Below are 14,461 nucleotides of genomic sequence, written 5' to 3'. Positions count from 1 at the left end.
ATTAAAAGGAGCAAGCCCGGCGGGGCTTGCTCCTTTTTTGGAAACAGATTATAAGCTTCGATCCGCACCGCTTGGAGTGCCGTATCGCTTTCTGATATTCAGTTCTTTCATGTAAATGCTGACCGTCCGCTCGGTAACATTGTAGCCTTCCTCGTGCAGCAGCCGGGTAATTCTCGGGCTGCCGTATTGCTCATTCTTATCATAAAAGTGATAAGAGATGCGTTCCATTATCTCGGTTTTCTTGAGGGCTTGAGCGCTAGGCTCCGCGTTCTTCCGCTTGTAATATCCGCTCCGAGAAACTCCTAAAATCATGCACATCTTCTCCACAGGAAAGTCGGAGCTATGATCTTCAATGAATTGAAATTTTACTTTCTTGGGTTGTTGAAGATGTGCACTGCTTTTTTTACGATTTCAAGCTCCTGTTCGAGCTCCGAAACCTGCTTATCCTTCTCGCGGAGAAGCTGTTCAAGCTCACGAATGCGATCTGCGCTATTCACAGGCTCATTTTCAAACTGACGGTACTTTCCAATCCACCTGTAAAGCGTCTTTTCTGGAATATCCAATTCTTGTGCAATCTGCACCACCGACTTAGTCTGTTCCTGGATGTATTTTACCGTGCGTTGCTTGAACTCCTCATTGTGATGCACCCGTTGTCCGCCCATGTGAACACCTCCCGTTAAGCTTTATTATTGGGTTTCTCTTAACGAGTGTCCACTGATTATTCTACGTGCACCATTACTCATCTTGGCGCTTTACGCAACGTTTGGTTAGCCGACTTGAACCCAACCATTACTCATTCTGGGCTTACTGCCAACTGTCTATGGGACGGCTTGTGTATCGGTCACCTTACAATCCAGCCGCTGAGTTATGCATTCGCCATCGGCTTCCGAGCCACGAAGAATAACCGCTCGGACTCCTCGTTCGCGTCGGCCCACTTGAAGTCCGCGAAGCGATGGAGCACCTCGAAGCCGGCGGCGGCGAGTTGTCCGGCGAGCCAATCGGGATCGTAGGCGCGCTGGACGTGGGATTCCTCGAAGCGGTAGTACAAGCCGGAATTCGGGCCGCCGGCTCCCGATTCCTCGCGAACGAAGAACGTGAGGTCGTGCTCGATCTCCATTCGCTCCGGATCGTAATCGCAGACCCACATGTAGGCGACGTCCTTCTCGTCCAGCACGAACGGCTGCTCCTCCGCATACCTCTCGAGCTGGCTCGGGGCATGGACGTCGAACAGGAACAAGCCGCCGGGAGCCAGCCCCTCGAAGGTGCGACGGAAGGTCGAGACGATGTTCTCCGGTTCGGTCAAGTAGTTGAGGCTGTCGCAGAAGCTGATGACCGCGTCGACCGGCTCCGGCAGCTCCCAATCGCTCATGTCCTGCTGAAGCCATCGAATCGAGCCGTTCTCCGCCGACGCGATCAGGCTGCGCCCGCCCCCTGCTTCCCATTTGTTGCGGGCCATGGCCAGCATGTCCGAGGACAGGTCGACTCCGAACACCCGGAAGCCCGCCTTCGCCAATGGTATCGCGATATTGCCCGTTCCGCAGCCGAGATCGACGATCGTCGCCGGCATCCCGTATCGATCCCAACAGCGCCTGGCGAAGCTAAGCCACTCCGCGTAAGGCATCTCCTCCATCAACCGATCGTAAACCGCGGCGAATTGCCGATAGGATCTCACCCAAGTCTCCCCCTCGTAGTCGATAGATGATAAAAAAAGCGTCCGAAGACGCTTCCCTTTGGCAGGGTCGAACCTATTCCTTCTCCGAATCTTTACCCGCGTCCGGAGCCGGGGAGCCTCCCGCCTCCGTCAGCTTGGTCCAGCTCCCCTGCTGGATGACGAGGCCTTCTTTCATCAGCTTGCCGATCGCCCGTTTGAAGGCGGATTTGCTGATGCCGAAACGGCGTTGGATCGCGTCCGCCGGGGACTCGTCGCTGTAGGGCATCGAGCCGCCGGGGCGCGCCCGCAGGAATTCCAGCAGCCGATCGGAGTCTTCGAGCCGTCCCTTCTCCTTGGAGGAGCGCATCGACAGCGTCACCCGGCCGTCATCCTTGACCTGGGTGACCCGGGCGAGAACCTTCTCGCCAAGGCGGAGAGGCTTCGTCATCGACGCCGTCGGTATGTAGCCTAACGCGCCGAAACCAATGACGCCGCCGTCGACGAGCACGAACACGCCGTCGCGGAACGTATCGGTGACCCAGGCGATTTTCTCTTCGTGGTGCCAGGAGCTCGGCGCGCGAAAGACGGCCGTCTCGAAGTCTTCCAGCTTCGCCAACCGGGCCAGCATCCGGCCTTCCTTGTCATGCTTCATCACGACATGAAGCTCGTCTCCCTCTTGCGGCCACTGCTCCTTCTTCTCCGGCAGCTCCTTAATCGGAAGGAGCAGCTGCCGCCCGATGCCGATCTCGAGGAAGCAGCCGAAGCGCGGATGAAAGTCCGCCATCTTCAGCCTGCGCATCTCGCCGAGCGTAATGAGAGGCTCTCTCGTCGTGGCGGTAATGCGCCCCTTGTCGTCATGGAACAGGAACACGCCCACTTCGTCGCCGGCTTCCGGCCTTTCGCCGAGAATTTCGCCGTACGGAAGCAGAACCTCAAGCCCGCCTTCTTCCTCCTCCGCAAGGAACCACCCGTAAGGCGCAACCTCCCTGCGGGCGAGCAGAGTCGTGATCGTACCCGCGGCCAGCGTCATGCGAAGGTCACTGCCTTCGCGTCGGACCACAGCCGCTCCAGGTGATAGTACTCGCGCTCATCGCGATGGAAGACGTGCGCGACGACGTCGCCCATGTCGATCAGTACCCAGCGGGCCGTGTCCATGCCTTCGATGCGTACCTTGGCGCCCAATTCCTCCGCTTTCTTGCGGATCTCCGTGGCGATCGCCAGCACCTGCGTGTCCGAATTGCCGTGGCAGATCAAGAAGTAGTCGGCCACCAGCGAGATTCCTTGAAGATTAAGCGCCACCACGTCGTTCGCTTTCTTGTCTTCCGCCGCCAGCGCGGCTGCTTGAAGCAATTTGTCCGAAGATAAAGCCATTCATTAGCCTCCTTATCGCGTCTTCCTCTATATCCTTACCCTTTGTTCTTGATTATCGTTAGCAGCAAATCATTGCGAGCCAGCACCGTCAGAGGGAAAATTCGTTTCCCTTGATCGACAAGCAGCTTGATCGTTCCGTCGAACCCGGCTAGCAGCGCTTCTTCCAGATTATTCTGCGCGAGCTCGCGAATTCGATTCACGCCCGGAAAATCCCGTCCCGGCTCGATATAATCGGCCAGGCAGACGATTTTGTCCAGCAGCGTCATCCGTTCCCGCCCGGAGGTGTGATAGCGGATCGCGTCCAGCACCTCTTCGTCGTCGATGCCGTGCTCCCGCCGGACGACCCAGGCGCCGACGTGCGCATGCCAGAGCTCCTTGTCATGCTCAAGCAGCTCCTTCGGCAGATCTTCCTCGCGAATGAGCTTCTCCATCCGATCGGTCGCCCATGCTTTCGTATAATCGTGAAGCAAGGCGGCGAGCCAGGCTTTGTCCTTGTCTCCGCCGAAACGCTCGGCAAGCTCAACCGCCGTATCGACGACGCCTTGAACGTGTCGCCACCGCTTCTCCGGCATCTGGCTCCGGGTCGCTTCGATCAAAGCTTCACGATTCATATAATCCATTCCCCTCAATATAATCCAGCACAGCCTGAGGAACGAGATAGCGGATCGAGCGTCCGCTCCGCTTGCGCTCCCGAATGTCCGTCGACGAAACGCCGATCGGAGTCATGCGGGCAGGAACGATCTTGCGGCGCAAATAATCGGGCAAGTCCGCTTCCTCGCTCTCCTCGCCATGCCGTCCCAGGCAGATGAAGGAGATCCGTTCGGCAAGCTCCTCGATTCGGCGCCAGTTCGGCAGATCGTTCATCATATCGGTGCCGACGATCCAGTGGAACTCCCGATCCGGCTCTCGCTCCTGAAGCGCGATTACCGTATCGATCGTATAAGAGACTCCGCCTCTCTCCAGCTCGAGCGCCTCGACCCGGAATCCGGGGCGGTCCGCGACGGCGGCCGCGGCCATGGCGCGCCGCCGGCTTCCGTCCGCTCCCGGCTGGGGCTTATGGGGAGGCGTGTTGGTCGGGATAAACCAGACCTCCTCAAGGCCCGCTTCTTCCATCGCCGCTTCCGCCGCGATCAGGTGCCCGATATGAATGGGGTCGAACGTTCCTCCCATGAGTCCCGTCCGGATTTTGCCGCTGTCTGAACGTTTGTCCATGTCGGGGCGCAACCTCGCATTCAGTGCGGAAGCACGATTTGCTTGTTGTCCTTGGATTCCTTGTACAGCACGATCGTCTTCCCGATGACCTGTACGAGTTCGGCTCCCGAGCGTTCCGCGAGCTCCTCGGCCACCTCGTGGCGGTCGTCGTCGTTGTTGTTCAGAATATTCACCTTGATCAGCTCGCGAACTTCCAGCGCCTCTTCGATATGGCGAATGAGGTGATCGTTCGTTCCGCCCTTCCCCACTTGGAAGATCGGATCGAGATGGTGCGCTTGCGAACGCAGAAATCTTTTTTGTTTGCCTGTCAACATGGTTGCTTACCTGCTTTCCTTATCGGTCTTGAATGATCAGGACGGGACGGCGGCCCCGAACGATTCCAGCACGGCGCCTCGCATGGCGGCGACCGGCGCGGGCTGCCCCGTCCAATATTCGAAGGCGTAGGCGCCCTGATACACGAACATACCTAAACCGCCGTGAATGCGGCAGCTTCTCTTCTCGGCCCCCTTGAGGAAGGCGGTCGTGAGAGGATTGTAAATGAGGTCGCTGGCCACGGCCCCCGGGCGAAGCCACTCGGGGTCGATCGGCGTCGCCTCCGCGTTAGGCGACATGCCGACGGATGTCGTATTGATGACGACGTCCGCTTCCGCGCACAGCTCCTTAAGAGACTCCCACGGAGCGGAGGTCACGCCCTTCTCCGCCCCGAAGGTATCGGCCAGCTCGGCCGCGCGTTCCGCCGTTCGGTTCGTCAGGACGATCTCCGCCGGATTCTCGCGGGCGAGCGCCCAGACGATTCCGCGGGAGGCGCCTCCGCAGCCGAGCACGACGATTCGTTTGCCCGCAAGCTCCGGCTCCGATTCTTCCTTCAGCGACCGCACGTAGCCGATGCCGTCGGTGTTGTAGCCGACGAGGCGTCCGGCTTCGTTGACGATCGTATTCACCGCGCCGATGGCGCGGGCTCCTTCGTCGATCTCGTCCAGGAATTTCATGACTTCGATCTTGTGCGGAATCGTGACGTTCAGCCCCCGGAAGCCGAGCGAGCGAATTCCGGCGATCGCCTCTCCCAGACGATCCGGCGTTACGTGGAAGGCTCCGTAGGCTCCATTGATGCCCGCCTCACGGAAGGCCCTATTCAGCATAATCGGCGATTTGGAATGGCGGATCGGATCTCCGATCACCCCGTAGAGCACCGTATGACTGTCCATGAATCCCATTCCCCTTTTTTACAGCATCGATTCTCTCAGCATGACCTTCACGCCCTTCGGAGCGTGAACCTCGATCAGCGCCCCGGACTTGCCGTTCACCTTGATCCATCCGAGTCCGGAGACGAAGACGTCGACCGCCGTGCCCGGCTGCACCCGCAGCGAGTGGCGCGTCCAAGGAGGCATGCTCTCCAGCCCTTCCCGGGAAGGAGGGGCCAGCATGACGCCGCGATGTTCCTCGTACAGCGCGTCCGCCTTCTCCAGCTTCGTCCGATGAATCGGAAGCCCGCCCGAGACGTAAGCCGTGAACGATTGATGCTCGCCTTCCACGAAGTCGAACCGAACGATTCCCCCGAAGAAAAGCGTCTGTTTGGCGTCCAGCTGATAAGTGGCGGGTTTAAGCGGCTTGTCTGGCAGCACGGCGTGCAGGCTCTCCCTCGGAATAACCTCGGAGAGACGGGAGCGGTACACGATTCCCGGCGTGTCGATAATGCTGCGTCCATCCTCCAGAGGGATATGGACGGCATCGAGAGTCGTTCCCGGATAACGCGAGACGGTCAATTCCCGCTCCAGATCGCTGTAATCCGAGATCAGACGGTTTACCAGAGTGCTTTTGCCCACATTGGTCGCTCCGACGACATAAACGTCGCGCTTGCCGCGCAGCTCCGCGATCGTCTCGACGACCCTCTCGAAGCCGATGTTCCGTCTGGCGCTGCATAGAAGCACGCCGACAACCTTCAGGCCGTTCGCCCGAGCCTGCTTCTGCACCCAGTTGCGCAGCCGGTTCCAGTTCGTCACCTTCGGCAGAAGGTCGATCTTGTTCACGACCAGCAGCACCGGGTTCGTTCCGACGAACCTCTGTAGGCCGGAGATCAGGCTGCCTTCGAAGTCGAACAGGTCGACGATATGGACGACCAGGCTGTCCGTCGAGGCGATACCTCCGAGCAAACGCAAGAAATCGTCCTGGTCGATGGCGACGGACGATGCGTCATTGTAGTTCTTGATGCGGAAGCAGCGCTGGCAGATGATCGGCTCGCGCTCTCTGGCGGACTCCGGCACGAAGCCCGGCCGGCTCGCCTCGATCGTCTGCAGGGCGATTCCGCATCCCGCGCAGCGGCTGTTCTCTACTCGCGAATCGGTCAAGATTAACGTTCCTCCTTCTCCGGCCACAAGCCTCTCTTGCGGAGCCGGGACAGGGCGATTTTCTCGATTTTGCGGTTGATCTGGGTTCCGAACCCTTCTTCGCTTACAGCGATCGGGGTGACGAGGATCGTATGAAGACCCATGCGGCGCCCGCCCAGAATGTCGGTCAGCATCTGGTCTCCGACGACGACCGCTTGGTCGGCGCTCAGCTTCAGCAGCGACAGCGCCCGGCGGAAAGCGGCTCCGAACGGCTTGCGGGCGGCCGGAATGAACGGAATGCCCAGCGGCTTCGAAAAGGTCGATACCCGGCTTTCGTTATTATTGGATAGAACGACGACGCGGAAGCCCTCCAGCTTGACCTTCTCCAGCCAGGCGGCCAGCTCCGGCGTCGCCAAAGGCGTCTTCGCGCTGACGAGCGTGTTGTCCAGATCGGTAATGATTCCGCTGACCCCTCGCTTCTTCAAAGCTTGCAAGTCGATGTCGAACACGGTGCTCACGATCTGATCCGGCAGCAATCGTTGGAACATTCCCGAATAATCCCCTGTCTCTTACGAAATAATCTAACGAGTTTCCAAGAAAACTCTGCATCGTGAACAAAATATACCACACCCCGTGAATCCTTGCAAAAAAACGGGAAAGCCGGCTTAAGCATTCGGCTTTCCCGCACGGGACCTATCGTTCTTGCACCTCTTGCGACCCGGCTACAGCGCCTTGCGAATTCTCTCCGTCGTTCTCGAGAACTCCGCGTAAGCCGCTTCCTCTCCTTGGCCCGAGCCGTAGCGAGCCCATTCGAATTGGGCAAGCGCCCCTTCCAAATCCGGCTTGAGCGACTGGAAGCGTCCTCCCCAGCTGTCGAACGTCTCTCGAAGCGTCTCGTGCTTGTCGCGTTTGAAGCCTCTTCGCTGCATGAAGCGCACGAGGCTCTCCATCTCCTTCACGATCCGCTGGTTCGGCGTCGTGCCGAGATGCCGAAGCTTCCGCATGGCAAGCCGCCAGCCGCCGCGCCGGCGAATGACGAGCCAACCTGCCAAGAAGAGGATCACGACGGCAGCGGCGATTACCGATACGATCGTCGGGAGCTTCCAGCCGTCTTCTTGCTCCTCCGGCTGTGCTTCCGGAGTCGTGCTCGCGTCGACGACCGGAACGTCGATTTCTTCGGGCGCCCGCTCCGGTACCGGCAGCGGAATGCTGAAGCCCGCGGTCGGCTCGAAGGAGACCCATCCGTAGCCTTCGAAGTAGGCTTCCGCCCAGGAGTGGGCGTCGGAGTTGCGAACGGTATAAGAACCCGCTCCGTTCGGATCCGGGATGTACCCGCCGTAGCGCTCCTGCTGATCCTCCGACGGATTCACGCCGGCGGTATAGCCCTTCACCCAACGGGTCGGAATGCCGAGCGAACGGGCCATGACGACGAACGCCGTGGAGAAGTAATCGCAGTAGCCCTCCTGAATCTCGAACAGGAACGCGTCGACGACATCCTTGCTCTTCTGCTTCGAGAGATCCGGAGTGTTCGTATACGGATAAGTCGAGCTCAAGTATTGCTCCAACTGCTTAAGCCGATCGTAATCGTTCGTTGCCGTCGTCGTCACCGATCGCGCCAAATCCCTGACTCTCTGAGGCAGCGCGTCCGGAAGCTGAAGATAAACGGCCCCGAGCGAATCCGACCCCGCACCGGCCGAGAGCGTCCGAAGCCGTTCCTCGTCCAGCTCCTGCACCTCGGAGACGACGGTATAGCTCGCGACCGACGCCGGACGCTGGAAGCGGAGTTCCCTTTCTTCGGGATTCCAGAACAGCTGCGCGTTCCGTGAGCTTTCCAATTCGACGAGGTTGGAAGCGGAGGAGGCCGCGAACAGGACCGACAGCCTATCCTTCTTCACCATGGTGATCGTCTGCTCCACCTTGCGGATGCCCGTCTCGTCGGTCAGCTCCGGCTCGAGCGGAAGCTTCCGCTCCTCGTCCCCTCCGGCGGCGACCTGCTGGCTGGACTGTCCTTTGCGATCGCTCCAGCCTTTGCCCGTGTAGACGGCCTTGGTCTCTCCTCGCAAGTAAGACTTCTGATTGGTGACGACCTGCATGACCGGCGAGTAATCGTATTGGAAGCCCCCGCCGATCTGGGAATCGTTGCGGCCGTAGCCGGACTTCGAGGAGGATTGACCTCCCGAAGAGACGGAAGAGTTCGTAATCAGCGTCCCGCCTTCGCCGGAGAAGCTCGGAATCTCCTTGTCCTGAGCCCTCATCCAGAGGGTGTAGGGATCCTCCAGCAGAGACGGCGCCTTCGGCATCAGAATCCCGAGCGCGACCAAGAGGCCGATCACGATCAGCGCGGGGAGCATAAGCTCGAAGGGCCTCTCGGCCAACGAGCTCCAGCTGTCGAAATGCATCTCCCGCAGCATTCGGAGGTGCAGGACGACCAGCCAGCCCAAGCCGGCGGCTACCGTCCAAATAATGCTGCGCCACAGCTCGAAAGGAAAGAACGAATCGATGGCGGCCAGCATCGTTACCGCCGCTATCGTGACGAGAACCGCCCTTCGCTTCGTGATCGCCCAATGAGCCAGCGCGTGACAGGCGAGCAGTGCAAACAGCGCAAGCTCGATATACGGATGCATCTCTTCGGCATTGTGCGTTAGAAAGCCTCGCCAGACCGACCAGTCGCGAGTCTGCGGCCAGCCTTGCCATTCGGCTCTGGCGAACGCCAGCGTAAAGCCGAATGCTCCCGCCGCTTGAATGGCCAACCTGAGCCACAGCATGCGGGAGAAAACGAGCTCCGACGCCCCGTAAACGGCTAAGGCCCAATAAATGACCCGATAAGTCTCCGGCCACCAGTATTCCTGAAAAGGCTGAATCAGTTGAATCACGAGAATGAGCGCGAAGATCCGGTGCAGCCTCTCCAGCACCATTCTTCGCCAAAGAACGTTCTCCTTCGGCCTAGCCTCGGCAAGAGCGATGCTCATGCGGATCCCACCTCCAGTGCCTGCTGCAGCTCCTCCAGGCTCGACAGGTTGCTGAAGCTCCAACCTCTGGATTGGAACATTCGGCTCCAGCTCTGGAGCCGGCCCGTTTCTTCGGGGCTGCCCTTCGAGGAGCTTGCCGCGATTCGGATATGGCTTGCCGCTTGCCTCCGGGAAGCGAGCGCCGCGAGCGCCTTCGCGGAGCCGTCGTCGGTCTCCGGGGTTACCATGACGAGGCAAGCCCCGAGCTCGAACCGTTCCGAAGCCTCATAGATGGCTTCATGGCAAGGCGAGGTTCCGTCGGCTTCCGCGTCGATCAGATGATCCATCGCTTCCCCGCGGGCAAGCGCCTTATGGCCCGCCCCGAGAACGATGCGTTCCGCTCCCGCGGATACGAGACCGATCGGCATGTTCCGGCGGATGGCGAAGTCCAGCAGCGATGCGGCGACGGAAACCGCCAGCTCGAATTGCTCGTTCGTCCGGTAAGAAGCCGCCCTGCGATCAAGGACGATCACGAGTCTGGGAAGCGCCTCTCTCTCGTATTCTTTCGACTTCCACTCTCCCGTGCGAGCCGTCGCGTTCCAATGAATGCGGGACATGCGGTCGCCGTGGATGTATTCCCGGACGCCGTCGATCTGGGTCGTCTCCCTCGTCCAAGAGGAGGCCGCCCGCTGCTCGGCGGCGCCGGACCTGGCGATTCGAACGAAGCGCCAATCGCGAATGTTCACGGTCCGGGGGCTCACCCGGATCTCTTGGTCCTCATGGAACGATCCGCGATGCTCGAATAAGCCGAAGATGTCGCGGGTCGAGCATTCGGTCGAGCGGAATTGATACCGCCCGCGCTTAAGGGGAGCCGTCTCGTAGACCAGAGTCCCCCTTCTCTTGTAATCGGGGACAAAGCTTAGCTCGTAGTTCTGCAGCTCCTGGCTCGACTTCCTGGCCAATCTCTCTCTTACGATGACGTAGGGAAGAGGCCAATAACCGGGAACCTGAATGGACAGCTTCAGGCGAAGCCTCGAGCCCGCCGGAATGACGGCGTCGTTCTCCGCCCCGGTCTCGAGAGCGCGGGTGCCTTGAACGTTGCCGATCCCGCTCCACCTGCCGAGCAGAAGGTAGAGGCCGAGCGCGTTCAGCATGACGAACAGCATCAAGGAGGTTTTGCCCCCTTGGAATAGTAGGAACAGAAGAGATGCCGCATAAAGGGCTCCCGCAAGCCCCCCGAAACGGGCCTTCGACATCTTCTTCATCCTACCGCTCCATTCCGACCGGGACCGGGATCTGACGGAGCACCTGTTGAAGAACGCTGGACGGGGTAGCCCCCTGCATCCGGGCTTCCGAACGAAGGTGCAGGCGATGTTCGAGCACGAGCGGAGCTACCGTCTTCACGTCGTCCGGCAAGACGAACGTCCTGCGCTGAAGAAGCGCGTACGCTTTGGCGCACGCCGCGAGAGCCACTCCCGCGCGGGGACTCGCCCCCAGCAGCACGGAGGCATGGTTTCTCGTTCCGCGGATCAGGGCAAGCAGGTAGTCGACGACGCTCGAATCGACATGGACGCCCTCGGCGATCCGTTGAATGTCGTTGATCTCTTCGATGGACGCGACGGCGCTCAGGCCATCGGCGGAACGATGCGCGTTCGGCTCCGTCAGCAGGCGCTTCTCGGAAGCCTCGTCCGGGTAGCCGATCGAGATCTTCATGATGAAGCGGTCCAGTTGGGCTTCCGGCAGCGTATAAGTGCCGTCGAACTCGATCGGGTTCTGGGTCGCGAACAAAGCGAACGGTTTAGGGAGCGGGTACGTGACCCCGTCCACCGACACGTGCCGTTCCTCCATCGCTTCCAGCAGCGCGGATTGCGTCTTCGTCGTCGCCCGGTTGATCTCGTCGGCGAGCACGATATTCGCCATGATAGGTCCCGGACGGAAGACAAACTGCTCCTGCTTGGGATGATAGATCGATACGCCCGTTATATCGGTAGGCAACAGGTCCGGGTTGCACTGAATTCGATGGAACTCTCCGCCGATGGATTTGGCCAGCGCCTTGACCATCTGCGTCTTCCCGGTGCCGGGAACGTCCTCGATCAGAACGTGGCCTCCCGCGGCGATCGCGGTCAAAAGCCACATGATTTCGTCTTTTTTGCCGAAAATGCAAGATTCCATATTACGTTTAATAAGTTCTAATACTTGAATCGCTTGTTGGTGTTCCATGCCGGTCTCCTCCTATGGAATCTTGAGACATGAGTGGCCAGTATCGCGCAAAATGAACCTAACTTATTATACCTGATTTTGGAGAAGGCCGTAAATTTTGAGTTCCTACAAATAATAATAGAAAAAAAGCCAAACCGCATAACGGCAGGCTTTTTTCGACATGCTCGCGTCTTTAGGTAAGTTTTAGAATTCAATCCCCCGTCTTTAGCCCTTCGGTTTGACGACCAATGCGGCCAGGAAGGAGAAAATAATCGCCGCCGATACGCCCGCGCTCGTCACCTTGAAGATGCCGGTCAGCACCCCGATCCAGCCGTTCTCCTTCAGCTCCGTCAACGCGCCGTGCACGAGAGCGTTGCCGAAGCTGGTAATCGGAACGGTCGCGCCGGCTCCCGCGAAATTAATGAGCGGCTCGTACAAGCCGAGCCCGTCCAGGACCGCCCCCGCCACGACCAAGGTCGCCATCGTATGCGCGGGCGTCAGCTTCGCAACGTCGAACAGCAGCTGCCCGATGATGCAGATGGCTCCCCCCACGAGAAAAGCCCATAAATATTGCATGTTTCGCCCCTCCTTCAAATATAGCTGCCATCGGCATTTACGGGTTATGCTTCAATGGAAACGGCATGCGCGATGCACGGGATGGATTCCCCTTGCTGGAACGACAAGGGACTGAGCAGCGCTCCGGTCGCGGCGACCAGGATCCGCTTCAGCTCCCCTTTCTTCATCCGCCTGAGCAGATGACCGTAAGTAACGACCGCCGAGCATGCGCAGCCGCTGCCTCCCGCTTGCACCTTCTGCTTAGCGACGTCGTAAATCATCAAGCCGCAGTCGTTGAAGGTCGTCTGCTGAAGCGGCACGCCGTTGCGCAGAAGAAGCTCCCGGGCGATCGGATGGCCGACACCCGCCAGATCGCCCGTCACGATCAAATCGTAGTAGCCGGGCTCCCTTCCCGTATCCTGAAGATGGGCCTGGATCGTATCGACGGCGGCCGGCGCCATGGCCGCGCCCATGTTGAAGGGATCCTTGATGCCCAGATCGACGACCTTGCCGATCGTCGCCGCCGTCACCTTCGGGCCGTCCCCCGTTCTCGCGACGACCGCCGCGCCCGCTCCGGTCACCGTATATTGGGCGGTCGGCGGCTTCTGCGAGCCGTATTCCGTCGGATAACGGAATTGCTTCTCGACCGTGCAGTTGTGGCTGCTCGTCCCGGCCAGCACCTTATCTCCCGCCCCGGACGCGACCATGAGCGAAGCCAGCGCCAGCGTCTCCATGGAGGTCGAGCAGGCTCCGAAAACCCCGATATACGGCGCCCCGATCGTACGCGCAGCGAACGTGCTGCTGATGATTTGATTAAGCAGATCCCCGCCGACGAAATATTCAATGTCGTCCTTCTTGAGCTTGGCGTTGCTGATCGCGATATCCGTCGCCTGTTCCAGCAGCGCCCGCTCGGCTTTCTCCCAAGAAGGCTGCTGCAGTTCCATGTCGGGATGCACCAGATCGAAGTCGGCGGATAACGGCCCTTCGCCTTCGTCGGGACCGACAACGGTACCCGTGGCGATAATGACCGGAGGATTCGGGAACGCCCATGTTCGCTCTCCTTGCTTCATGGCTTCATCTCCCCGCTCCGCCGAACAGCCAAGCGGCGATCCCGATGAAGAAGGCGGCCACGACGCCGAACACGATAACCGATCCGGCCAGCTTGAACATATTCGCCCCCACGCCCAGCACGAGCCCTTCGCTGCGGTGCTCGATCGCGGCGGAGCTCATCGAATTGGCGAATCCGGTGACCGGAACGGCCGAGCCCGCCCCCGCCCATTGGGCGATTTTGTCATATATCCCGACCGAGGTTAAGATGACCGACAGCAAAACCATCGTCGCTACGGTCGGATCTCCCGCTTGCAACGGAGACATGCCGAACGCGGCTTTGTAGAATTCCTGAACCCCTTGACCGATCAAGCAAATCAATCCCCCGGCCAGAAAAGCCCTGACGCAGTTGGCCAGTACCGAACGGCCCGGCTCCCTGTTCTTGGCGAATTGCTTGTACTCCTTGGCGGACATCGACATCGGCTTGTAGGCGATTCGGCCCTTGCTCGTATCTTTGACGGTCACGGACGGGCGTACCTCCTTCCCAGAATTGCATCTTTCGTCTAGGTCAGTATCTCTCCGCGACGCGGAAACTATTATTGGCAATTTTGGCCCTCGGCAGCAAACCGCCTCGTCGGCCGCCGCGGGATTCGCCGGCTAAAATAAGCCCGATCCGGCTGAAATGTAGCGCTTGCAACGGCCATTCGGCATAAAATATAGGGAACGTCGCCAATGTTACGCCCCCGAACGAGGACATCGCCTTCAAGCGAACGCCTATGGTTCTCCCGGAAGGGTTGAAAAGGCGTGCTTGCGGGAAGAATGAACAATAAGGAGGGGATGGAAATGCTTGACGCGGAACGTCTCCGGGCGGACGCCGAACATTATTTCGCCAGGGATCTGAAGCTGGAGCTGACGAACCTTGGAGAACGGCTCGAGCTGACCGACGCTCAGCTGAGCCATATCGAGACGCTGGCCCAATGGGCTTACCACAGCGGATTTCATACGGGATTGAGCTGCGGACGACAGCTTTCTTTTAATGAGAGACTTCGATTGAACGTCCAGTAGGAGGCCTTCGGGCCTCTTTTTTATTTCCGGCGAAGCGGGAACCCCGGCCGAATAGACGAATCGAGGTTGGGAAATAGTTGAAAAGGAGG

18 protein-coding genes are annotated in these 14,461 nt (G+C 59.5%); 1 reads left to right on the top strand and 17 read right to left on the bottom strand.

The annotated features are described in order from the left end of the window. Nucleotides 1-48: 48 nt before the first annotated feature. The 17 genes from H7B67_RS18775 to spoVAC all read right to left on the bottom strand — a co-directional run bounded on the left by H7B67_RS18775 (nt 49) and on the right by spoVAC (nt 13,787). On the bottom strand, nt 49-312 hold the full coding sequence (locus tag H7B67_RS18775; RefSeq protein ID WP_185121396.1) for an IS3 family transposase: 264 nt from the start codon (nt 310-312) through the stop codon (nt 49-51). A gap of 53 nt (nt 313-365) precedes the next feature. Then, nucleotides 366-662, bottom strand: coding sequence for a transposase (locus H7B67_RS18770; RefSeq protein ID WP_185121395.1), 297 nt, complete (start codon nt 660-662; stop codon nt 366-368). A 203-nt stretch (nt 663-865) separates the two neighbouring features. Then, entirely contained in the window at nt 866-1,672 is an 807-nt protein-coding gene (locus tag H7B67_RS18765; protein WP_185121394.1) for a methyltransferase domain-containing protein, read from the bottom strand. Nucleotides 1,673-1,745: 73 nt separating this feature from the next. After that, nucleotides 1,746-2,681 carry a CvfB family protein gene (locus H7B67_RS18760; protein ID WP_185121393.1) on the bottom strand — a complete coding sequence of 312 codons (936 nt, stop codon included), beginning with the start codon at nt 2,679-2,681 and terminating at the stop codon, nt 1,746-1,748. Beyond that, complete coding sequence (rsfS, locus tag H7B67_RS18755; protein ID WP_185121392.1) at nt 2,678-3,022, bottom strand: ribosome silencing factor; 345 nt, start codon at nt 3,020-3,022, stop codon at nt 2,678-2,680. The genes H7B67_RS18760 and rsfS overlap by 4 nt, the downstream gene beginning before the upstream one ends. Before the next feature lie 35 nt (nt 3,023-3,057). After that, a complete protein-coding gene (yqeK, locus tag H7B67_RS18750; RefSeq protein WP_185121391.1) occupies nt 3,058-3,633 on the bottom strand; it encodes a bis(5'-nucleosyl)-tetraphosphatase (symmetrical) YqeK in 576 nt (191 codons plus the stop codon). Then, the gene (gene nadD, locus H7B67_RS18745) at nt 3,623-4,207 is read right to left on the bottom strand and encodes a nicotinate-nucleotide adenylyltransferase (RefSeq protein ID WP_185121664.1); all 585 of its coding nucleotides are present in this window, start codon (nt 4,205-4,207) and stop codon (nt 3,623-3,625) included. The genes yqeK and nadD overlap by 11 nt, the downstream gene beginning before the upstream one ends. A gap of 47 nt (nt 4,208-4,254) precedes the next feature. Next, nucleotides 4,255-4,548 carry a ribosome assembly RNA-binding protein YhbY gene (gene yhbY / locus H7B67_RS18740; RefSeq protein ID WP_185121390.1) on the bottom strand — a complete coding sequence of 98 codons (294 nt, stop codon included), beginning with the start codon at nt 4,546-4,548 and terminating at the stop codon, nt 4,255-4,257. A gap of 36 nt (nt 4,549-4,584) precedes the next feature. Next, complete coding sequence (locus tag H7B67_RS18735; RefSeq protein ID WP_185121389.1) at nt 4,585-5,439, bottom strand: shikimate dehydrogenase; 855 nt, start codon at nt 5,437-5,439, stop codon at nt 4,585-4,587. 18 nt (nt 5,440-5,457) lie between these two features. Next, complete coding sequence (yqeH, locus tag H7B67_RS18730; RefSeq protein ID WP_185121388.1) at nt 5,458-6,579, bottom strand: ribosome biogenesis GTPase YqeH; 1,122 nt, start codon at nt 6,577-6,579, stop codon at nt 5,458-5,460. 2 nt (nt 6,580-6,581) lie between these two features. After that, nucleotides 6,582-7,106, bottom strand: coding sequence for a YqeG family HAD IIIA-type phosphatase (locus tag H7B67_RS18725; protein WP_185121387.1), 525 nt, complete (start codon nt 7,104-7,106; stop codon nt 6,582-6,584). Between the two features lie 174 nt (nt 7,107-7,280). Then, nucleotides 7,281-9,527, bottom strand: coding sequence for a transglutaminase TgpA family protein (locus tag H7B67_RS18720; protein WP_185121386.1), 2,247 nt, complete (start codon nt 9,525-9,527; stop codon nt 7,281-7,283). Beyond that, the gene (locus H7B67_RS18715; RefSeq protein ID WP_185121385.1) at nt 9,524-10,771 is read right to left on the bottom strand and encodes a DUF58 domain-containing protein; all 1,248 of its coding nucleotides are present in this window, start codon (nt 10,769-10,771) and stop codon (nt 9,524-9,526) included. Before H7B67_RS18715 ends, H7B67_RS18720 begins: the two co-directional genes overlap by 4 nt. Before the next feature lies 1 nt (nt 10,772). After that, on the bottom strand, nt 10,773-11,726 hold the full coding sequence (locus H7B67_RS18710; protein WP_185121384.1) for an AAA family ATPase: 954 nt from the start codon (nt 11,724-11,726) through the stop codon (nt 10,773-10,775). Nucleotides 11,727-11,930: 204 nt separating this feature from the next. Beyond that, nucleotides 11,931-12,281 (bottom strand): stage V sporulation protein AE, encoded by a 351-nt coding sequence (spoVAE, locus tag H7B67_RS18705; RefSeq protein ID WP_185121383.1) that lies wholly within the window; start codon nt 12,279-12,281, stop codon nt 11,931-11,933. Nucleotides 12,282-12,325: 44 nt separating this feature from the next. Continuing rightward, nucleotides 12,326-13,330: a stage V sporulation protein AD gene (spoVAD, locus tag H7B67_RS18700; protein ID WP_185121382.1), complete on the bottom strand. Its 1,005-nt coding sequence runs from the start codon at nt 13,328-13,330 to the stop codon at nt 12,326-12,328. A gap of 4 nt (nt 13,331-13,334) precedes the next feature. Continuing rightward, nucleotides 13,335-13,787: a stage V sporulation protein AC gene (gene spoVAC / locus H7B67_RS18695; RefSeq protein WP_185121663.1), complete on the bottom strand. Its 453-nt coding sequence runs from the start codon at nt 13,785-13,787 to the stop codon at nt 13,335-13,337. Nucleotides 13,788-14,150: 363 nt separating this feature from the next. Here spoVAC and H7B67_RS18690 point away from each other — a divergent pair, with 363 nt between their 5' ends. Beyond that, entirely contained in the window at nt 14,151-14,372 is a 222-nt protein-coding gene (locus H7B67_RS18690; protein WP_185121381.1) for a hypothetical protein, read from the top strand. Nucleotides 14,373-14,461 lie beyond the last annotated feature (89 nt).

The sequence above is a fragment of the Cohnella thailandensis genome, assembly GCF_014212135.1.
Taxonomy (GTDB): Bacteria; Bacillota; Bacilli; order Paenibacillales; family Paenibacillaceae; genus Cohnella; species Cohnella thailandensis.
Note: the sequence above shows the minus strand (reverse complement) of the source record. Positions and strands in the feature narration are given on the sequence as shown.

What these genes read in the sequence shown, in the direction of transcription:
- H7B67_RS18775 (WP_185121396.1), bottom strand. Translation starts at nt 312, where the DNA reads ATGATTTTAGGAGTTTCTCGGAGCGGATATTACAAGCGGAAGAACGCG.
- H7B67_RS18770 (WP_185121395.1), bottom strand. Translation starts at nt 662, where the DNA reads ATGGGCGGACAACGGGTGCATCACAATGAGGAGTTCAAGCAACGCACG.
- H7B67_RS18760 (WP_185121393.1), bottom strand. Translation starts at nt 2,681, where the DNA reads ATGACGCTGGCCGCGGGTACGATCACGACTCTGCTCGCCCGCAGGGAG.
- rsfS (WP_185121392.1), bottom strand. Translation starts at nt 3,022, where the DNA reads ATGGCTTTATCTTCGGACAAATTGCTTCAAGCAGCCGCGCTGGCGGCG.
- yqeK (WP_185121391.1), bottom strand. Translation starts at nt 3,633, where the DNA reads ATGAATCGTGAAGCTTTGATCGAAGCGACCCGGAGCCAGATGCCGGAG.
- yhbY (WP_185121390.1), bottom strand. Translation starts at nt 4,548, where the DNA reads ATGTTGACAGGCAAACAAAAAAGATTTCTGCGTTCGCAAGCGCACCAT.
- H7B67_RS18735 (WP_185121389.1), bottom strand. Translation starts at nt 5,439, where the DNA reads ATGGACAGTCATACGGTGCTCTACGGGGTGATCGGAGATCCGATCCGC.
- H7B67_RS18725 (WP_185121387.1), bottom strand. Translation starts at nt 7,106, where the DNA reads ATGTTCCAACGATTGCTGCCGGATCAGATCGTGAGCACCGTGTTCGAC.
- H7B67_RS18720 (WP_185121386.1), bottom strand. Translation starts at nt 9,527, where the DNA reads ATGAGCATCGCTCTTGCCGAGGCTAGGCCGAAGGAGAACGTTCTTTGG.
- H7B67_RS18715 (WP_185121385.1), bottom strand. Translation starts at nt 10,771, where the DNA reads ATGAAGAAGATGTCGAAGGCCCGTTTCGGGGGGCTTGCGGGAGCCCTT.
- H7B67_RS18710 (WP_185121384.1), bottom strand. Translation starts at nt 11,726, where the DNA reads ATGGAACACCAACAAGCGATTCAAGTATTAGAACTTATTAAACGTAAT.
- spoVAE (WP_185121383.1), bottom strand. Translation starts at nt 12,281, where the DNA reads ATGCAATATTTATGGGCTTTTCTCGTGGGGGGAGCCATCTGCATCATC.
- spoVAD (WP_185121382.1), bottom strand. Translation starts at nt 13,330, where the DNA reads ATGAAGCAAGGAGAGCGAACATGGGCGTTCCCGAATCCTCCGGTCATT.
- spoVAC (WP_185121663.1), bottom strand. Translation starts at nt 13,787, where the DNA reads ATGTCGATGTCCGCCAAGGAGTACAAGCAATTCGCCAAGAACAGGGAG.
- H7B67_RS18690 (WP_185121381.1), top strand. Translation starts at nt 14,151, where the DNA reads ATGCTTGACGCGGAACGTCTCCGGGCGGACGCCGAACATTATTTCGCC.